Origin of the sequence: Streptomyces sp. ADMS (assembly GCF_033441795.1) — a bacterium.
GTDB lineage: Bacteria > Actinomycetota > Actinomycetes > Streptomycetales > Streptomycetaceae > Streptomyces.
The window spans coordinates 1-6,579 of record NZ_JAVFVX010000205.1; the positions used below are offsets into that span (position 1 = coordinate 1).

A 6,579-nucleotide genomic window follows, 5' to 3' on the forward strand; every position below is an offset into this window, starting at 1 on the left:
CTGGCGACCTCAACCTTGGCAAGGTTGCGCTCTACCAACTGAGCTACGTCCGCATGTCGTTTCGGTGCGCTCTCGCGTCCCGGCGACGAGTTGAACTCTAGCGGATTCCGGGGCCAGTACAAAAACACGTTTGTGCAGCGTGCTGCGCTGTGCCCCCTCGAAGACATGGTCAGGGCACCCGCAGGACACCCGCCATAGACTCGGCGATGTGTCCGATCTCGCTCCTCTCGCCCGCTTCGGCGGTCTCGTCGCCACCGGTCTCCTCGATGTCACCAGCGATCCCGCCGCCCTCGACTCCACCGGTTTCTGGGCCGTGTGCGCGGACTACGGGGGCCGTTTGACCTGCGCCCGCTTCCGCGACGTGCGAGAGGAGCCGGTGCCCGCGCCGAGGCCGGGACCGGGGGAGTGGCGGGGTCCGGCCGCCGGTGACTGGACGTCTTCCCTCGACCGCGCCGCGTACACGGCGGGGGTGCGCCGGATCCGGGAGCACATCGCGGCCGGCGAGGTCTACCAGGCGAACCTCTGCCGGGTGCTCTCCGCGTCCGTCGGCCCCGGCGCCGATGTGGACGCACTGACCGCCCTGCTCGCGCACGGCAACCCGGCACCCTATGCAGGAACGATCCGCCTGCCCGCGTACGGGGTCGAGATCGCCACCGCGTCCCCCGAACTCTTCCTCCGCCGTGTCGGCCGGACCGTCGAGTCGGGCCCGATCAAGGGCACCGGACGCACCGAGGCGGATCTCCTGGAGAAGGACTACGCCGAGAACGTGATGATCGTGGACCTGGTCCGCAACGACATCGGGCGCGTGTGCGCCACGGGCTCGGTGACCGTCCCCGAACTGTGCGTCGTGGAGAAGCACCCGGGACTGGTGCATCTCGTGTCGACGGTACGGGGCGAGCTGCGCCCGCAGGCCGGCTGGCCGGAGCTGCTGGCGGCGGCCTTTCCGCCCGGCTCGGTCACCGGAGCGCCCAAGTCGAGCGCCCTGCGGATCATCGACGCCCTGGAGACGGCGCCCCGCGGCCCGTACTGCGGCGGCATCGGCTGGGTCGACGCGGACCGGGGGACGGGCGAACTGGCGGTCGGCATCCGCACGTTCTGGACCGACCGGGCCGACGGCATGCTGCGTTTCGGGACGGGAGCGGGCATCACCTGGGGTTCGGACCCGGAGGCGGAGTGGCGGGAGACCGAGCTGAAGGCGTCCAGGCTGCTCGCGGTAGCGTCGGGACAGTATGCGCCGAGCGGAGAGGGAACGTTGACGTGAAGCTTTGGCTCGACGGCAGGCTGCAGGACATCGAGGCCGCCCGCGTCTCCGTGTTCGACCACGGGCTGACCGTGGGCGACGGCATCTTCGAGACGGTGAAGGCGGTCGGCGGCCGGCCGTTCGCACTCACCCGCCACCTGGACCGGCTGACCCGCTCGGCCCGCGGCCTCGGTCTGCCCGACCCCGACCTCGACGAGGTCCGTCGCGCCTGCGCGGCCGTGCTCGACGCCAACCCGATGCCACTGGGCCGCCTGCGCATCACCTACACGGGCGGCCACGGCCCGCTCGGCTCCGACCGCGGCGAGCACGGCCCGACCCTGGTCGTCGCCGTCGGCGAATCCGCCCGGCGCCCCGACACGACCGCCGTGATCACGGTCCCCTGGACGCGCAACGAACGCGGCGCCGTCACCGGCCTGAAGACCACGTCGTACGCCGAGAACGTCGTCGCCCTCGCCAGGGCGCGCGAACAGGACGCGTCCGAGGCGCTGTTCGGCAACACGGTCGGCCGGCTGTGCGAGGGGACGGGGTCGAACGTCTTCGTCGTCCTGGACGGCGAGATCCACACCCCGCCGCTTGCCTCCGGCTGCCTCGCCGGCATCACGCGCGCACTCGTCGTCGAGTGGACGGGAGCCGGGGAGACCGACCTGCCGCTGGATGTCCTGGAACGCGCGGACGAGATCTTCCTGACGTCCACCCTGCGGGACGTACAGGCCGTTCGGCGCGTCGACGGCCGGCAACTCCCGGGCGTACCCGGCCCGGTGACGGCCAAGGCGATGCGGGTCTTCGTCGAGTGGGCGGGGGGCGACCGCGATCCCTGAGCGAGGGCAAGTTGAAGAAGACCGCATGAAAAGAGGCTGACGGCGGACTCCGCAGCGGGTAGAACACCCCTGATGACCACCACCCTGCGGCCGACCGAGCCGCTGCAGCACGAGGCCGACGGGGCGCGTTCACGCCGATACCAGGTGTGCGTGAACAGCCGTCCAGTCGGCGCGATACACCTAGCCACCGACCCCGTGTTCGGCGACTCGGTGGCGAAGATCCTGGATCTCCGGATCGACGAACGGGACCGGCGGCGCGGCCGCGCCACGGTGGCCGCGCTCGCCGCGGAGGAGGTGGCGCGGGGCTGGGGCTGCAGGCGCATCGAGGCGTCCGTCCCGGGCGACGCGCCGGCGGCGCTGAGGCTCGCGACCGCGCTCGGCTATGTGCTCCGCAACCGCCGGATGGAGAAGGCGCTCGGCGCCGCCCCGCCCGAACTGCCCGCCGGGAGCCGTGGCCGGCCCATGACGGAGGCGGAGTTCGTGGGGTGGGAGGCGGCGGGCAGGCTGAGCTACGCGGAGAGCTGGATCGAGCGGGGCGTGCCGGCGGCGGAGGCGCACGCCAAGGCGGAACGGGACCACGAACTGCTGCTGACGCAGGGTGTGGCCGGCGAGGACGTGACGCTCAGCGTCCTGGAACACGAGGGCATCCGGGTGGGCACCCTGTGGCTGGGCTCCCGTGAGGGCCTGGGTTTCGTCTACAAGGTCGAGGTCGACGCGGAACACCGGGGCAGGGGCCACGGCCGCACCCTCATGCTTCTGGCCGAGGCCCAGACGATCGAGGCCGGACGGCCGCTCATCTCCCTGAACGTCTTCGCGGGCAACACCCCGGCGGAACGGCTCTACGAGTCCTTGGGGTACGAGACGGTGGCACACCACATGAACAAGGACCTGCTGTAGCCCGGCGATCGAGGGCCGCTTCGACGGGCTCGGTCGTCAGGCCTCCTGCCCGGCCAGCAGGCGGTCCACGATCTCCTCGATCCGTTCCCGCAGCCCCTCCTGGCTCTTGCCGCCGTCGAGACGCTCCCCGGCGATGATGTACGTCGGCGTGCCGGTCACGCCGATGGCCTTGCCCTCGGCCTGGTCGGCGTCGACGATCAGGATGTGCCGGCCGTCGATCAGCGCGGTGTCGAACTCCTCGGCGTCCAGGCCGAGTTCGCCGGCCACCTTGACCAGGAAGGGTTCGCCCCTACGGTCCAGCTCCTCGACACGGCCGAGCACGGCCTCGACGTACGGCCACGCCCGCCCCTGCTCCGCCGCCTCCTCGGCGGCCTGCGCGGCGGCGAAGGAGTGCTTGTGCCGCTCCAGCGGGAAGTGCCGCAGCCGCAGCTCCAGTCGGTCGCCGTAGCGGGCACGCAGGGCGCGTACGTCGTCCAGGGCGCCGCGGCAGTCCGGGCACTGGAGTTCGCACCAGACCTCCAGGACAGGGGCGGAGGCGGGGGCAGGAGTGCCGACGGGCGCGGAGGAGGAGTCGTTCATGGGCACCAGTTTCCCAGCCGCGACAGTGGCCGCCGTACGAGGGGACCGGGACCTGTGGAGGAGGCGACCCGGAGATGTCCCTGATGTCCGGCCGGAGCATGGCATCCGGAGGACCGGACGGTGCAGGATGGAAGGGACGAAGCGCGCCTGCGCGACCGAACCCTGCCTGGAGGACCGGATGATTGCCGAGACCGTCTGTTCCGCCGTCTCCGTGGCCGGCCTGGGCATCGCGGCGGTCACGGCGTACCGCAAGCGTTTTCTCGCGGCTGCCCGTATCACCGCGTACTCGCTGGTTCCCGTCGGCCTGGTGATGACCGGGGTGGTCGGGTGGCTGGCCGACACCGCGTTCAGTCCCTCAGCCTGGGCCGGATTCGGTGTGCTCGGAGCTGCCTGGCTGCTGTTCACGGCCACGCGCGCGGTGGAGCGCCGAAGGGGTGGCAGCCGCAAGGAACGCGGGGAGGCGCAGGCCGCACGCCGAGAGGCGGTGGCTCCGGCAGCCTCGGCGCCCTCGCTGGGGCAGGGGCAGGGGCAGGGGCAGGGACAGGGACAGGGCAAGGCAGCCCGCCCGGCGCCCCAGCCCGCGGCCAAGCCGCGCAGTAGCGGTGCCGGGGACGACTTCAGCGACATTGAGGCGATCCTGAAGAAGCACGGCATATGACGAAGCACGGCGGCTGACGTACTGAAACGACACAAACGGCCGGGAGGCGTCGGAGGTCGCCCGGAAACGATCATGACGCGCTGCGGACATTTCGGAATTCGGCGAACTACCGCCCATTCTGGGCGCGTTGATCGCGGAGAGGGTGCTGGCTGCGTCATCATCGCGGCGAGATGCTGGACACAACACAGAGCGAGGCCGTGCCGCCGAAGGACGAGCCGCGCGGGTGCCTTTTCGCCCTTTCCCAGCCACCGCTGATGATCTTTCTTGCGGTGATCGGGTGTCTGCTGCTCATGGCTTCGTTGCATGATCTGCTATTGCTGTGAGCTGTACACGCCAGTCCCCGGCGTCACCCGCCGGGGGCTGCGTCGCCACCAGTTTCTCGATCTGTCAGCCCGCCGACTCCTTGCGGCGCGCCCGGTAGGCCGCCACATGAAGCCGGTTTCCGCAGGTGCGGCTGTCGCAGTACCGCCGGGACCGGTTGCGGGAGACGTCTACGAAGGCGTGCCGGCAGTCCGGGGCCTCGCAGCGCCGAAGCCGTTCCTGTTCGCCGGCGACCACGAAGAAGGCGAGGGCCATCCCGCAGTCGGCGGCGAGGTGGTCGGCGATGGACGCGCCGGGGGCGAAGTAGTGCACGTGCCAGTCGTAGCCGTCGTGGTCGGTGAGCCGGGGTGTGGTGCCGGCCGCGGCGACCAGCTCGTTGATGAGCGCGGCGGCGGTCCGGGCATCCGGGGCCGCGAACACCCCGGCGAACCGTCCGCGGATCCGGCGTACGGCGGTGAGGTCGAACTCCGACAGCGCACCGATGTCACTTATGTTGTGCTTTCGTGCGAAATCTTCGAGCGCGTCGACATCGGGCAGCCCGTCCGCCGTGTCGTCCTCCGGCGCGGTGTTCACCAGATCGACCACGGTGTCGAGGGCGCACCGGGTGTCGTGGGTGATCAGCACGTTGCTCTCCCTGGCCTGCCTGGGTGGTCGGGCGGGCACCCGCCCGCCGATGCTGGCCGATGGTAATGGCTCGCAGCGACCGAGGTGGGCGTCGGTCCGGGGGAGCCTGGGGCAGCTGCCCGGGGGAGACGCGCGGGCACACCGCCGCCGCCCCGCGGAAAGCCCGCGGGGCGGCGGCGGTGTGGCATATGCGGTTGTCCTGACCCGAGCCGTCTCCCCGAGTGGACGGCGCCGGGCGGCTCTGTGCTGCCTCGTCCTAGCTTTCCGCCAGGATGTGGGACAGCTCCTGGTCGAGGTCGAAGTGGCGGTGTTCCGTGCCGGGTGGCACAGCGGCGTCCGTTCGCTTCAGGAAGGACTCCAGGGCTCGTGCGGGGGCTTCGAGCAGGGCCTCGCCCTCCGGGGAGCTGAGGGCGATGCAGACAACGCCCTGACCGTGGCTCCGGGACGGCCAGACTCGGACGTCACCGGTACCGGTGGGCCGGTGGAGGCCCTCCGCGAACAGGTCGCGGGCGAACACCCACTCGACGGTTTCCTCGGCTCCGGTGTGGAAGGTGGCGTGCACGGCGTAGGGATCGGCCGTGTCATACCGCAGTCCTGCGGGAACGGGCAGTGAGGACTCGCTCGACACAACGAGGCGCAGGTGCAGCTCGCAGCTGACCGTGGTGTTCATAAGCGCCAAGGCCTTTCGCTCAGTGTGCGCTCGGGGATTCGCACGTCGGCGAAATCGACATGCCACCTACGGTGCCGTTGTAAACCCCTCTGAGTGTTTTGCGTGCCTTTACGTAACTCTTCCGGCCGAGAACCGGTTCGTCGGTTACGACCATTCCGGTGACCGGTTTCCGTCCGGTAGGGTTTGGCCGTATGGATACGGGGAGTGACAAGCCTGGCGAGGTTGCCGTGGCACCGGATCGGGTCGGGGCCGGTGAGGCTGCGGACGAGCGGGAGCTCGGGTCGAGAGCGCCGGAATTCATCAAAGCGCGCCGCGTGCTGCACATGAGCTGGCAGGTCGGCGTATTCGTCGTGGGCCTCGCCGTGGTGGGCGCCGGCGTGGTCATGCTGCCGCTGCCCGGGCCGGGCTGGCTGGTGATCTTCGGCGGCATGGCGATCTGGGCCACCGAATTCGTCTGGGCCCAACTTGTGCTGCGCTGGACCAAGCGCAAGGTCACCGAGGCGACGCAGCGCGCACTCGACCCCAGGGTCCGCCGCCGCAACATCATCCTCACGACGGTCGGCCTTGTGATCGTGGCGGTTCTCGGCGGGATCTACCTGTGGAAGTTCGGGCTGGAAATGCCCTGGAAGATCAAGAATCAGTGATCCGGCGCGCGTCCGGGGAACCCCCTGACATGGGGTAATGTTCTCTCCGTGTCCGGGCGATTAGCTCAGTGGGAGAGCGCTTCGTTCACACCGAAGAGGTCACTGGT

At 70.3% G+C, this 6,579-nt stretch carries 9 protein-coding genes; 6 read left to right on the top strand and 3 right to left on the bottom strand.

Annotated features, from left to right (window positions below):
* Nucleotides 1–208 precede the first annotated feature (208 nt).
* From RB628_RS38920 to RB628_RS38930, 3 genes are all read left to right on the top strand, one after another.
* Nucleotides 209–1,261, top strand: coding sequence for a chorismate-binding protein (locus tag RB628_RS38920; protein ID WP_318325379.1), 1,053 nt, complete (start codon nt 209–211; stop codon nt 1,259–1,261).
* Nucleotides 1,258–2,079, top strand: a complete 822-nt coding sequence (locus tag RB628_RS38925) for an aminodeoxychorismate lyase (protein WP_318325380.1) — start codon at nt 1,258–1,260, stop codon at nt 2,077–2,079. The genes RB628_RS38920 and RB628_RS38925 overlap by 4 nt, the downstream gene beginning before the upstream one ends.
* Before the next feature lie 72 nt (nt 2,080–2,151).
* Nucleotides 2,152–2,976: a GNAT family N-acetyltransferase gene (locus RB628_RS38930; RefSeq protein ID WP_318325381.1), complete on the top strand. Its 825-nt coding sequence runs from the start codon at nt 2,152–2,154 to the stop codon at nt 2,974–2,976.
* 36 nt (nt 2,977–3,012) lie between these two features.
* Here the strand turns inward: RB628_RS38930 and RB628_RS38935 are convergent, their stop codons facing one another.
* Nucleotides 3,013–3,555 (bottom strand): DsbA family protein, encoded by a 543-nt coding sequence (locus RB628_RS38935; RefSeq protein WP_318325382.1) that lies wholly within the window; start codon nt 3,553–3,555, stop codon nt 3,013–3,015.
* 178 nt (nt 3,556–3,733) lie between these two features.
* Here RB628_RS38935 and RB628_RS38940 point away from each other — a divergent pair, with 178 nt between their 5' ends.
* Both RB628_RS38940 and RB628_RS38945 read left to right on the top strand, forming a co-directional pair.
* A complete protein-coding gene (locus RB628_RS38940) occupies nt 3,734–4,213 on the top strand; it encodes a hypothetical protein (RefSeq protein ID WP_318325383.1) in 480 nt (159 codons plus the stop codon).
* Nucleotides 4,214–4,383: 170 nt separating this feature from the next.
* Nucleotides 4,384–4,536, top strand: coding sequence for a hypothetical protein (locus RB628_RS38945; RefSeq protein WP_006375961.1), 153 nt, complete (start codon nt 4,384–4,386; stop codon nt 4,534–4,536).
* A 64-nt stretch (nt 4,537–4,600) separates the two neighbouring features.
* Here the strand turns inward: RB628_RS38945 and RB628_RS38950 are convergent, their stop codons facing one another.
* Nucleotides 4,601–5,158, bottom strand: a complete 558-nt coding sequence (locus RB628_RS38950) for a CGNR zinc finger domain-containing protein (protein ID WP_318325384.1) — start codon at nt 5,156–5,158, stop codon at nt 4,601–4,603.
* A gap of 256 nt (nt 5,159–5,414) precedes the next feature.
* Entirely contained in the window at nt 5,415–5,828 is a 414-nt protein-coding gene (locus RB628_RS38955; RefSeq protein WP_318325385.1) for an SsgA family sporulation/cell division regulator, read from the bottom strand.
* Between the two features lie 191 nt (nt 5,829–6,019).
* On the opposite strand from RB628_RS38955, the gene RB628_RS38960 reads away from it, so the two are divergent.
* The gene (locus RB628_RS38960; protein WP_318325386.1) at nt 6,020–6,472 is read left to right on the top strand and encodes a TIGR02611 family protein; all 453 of its coding nucleotides are present in this window, start codon (nt 6,020–6,022) and stop codon (nt 6,470–6,472) included.
* Nucleotides 6,473–6,579 lie beyond the last annotated feature (107 nt).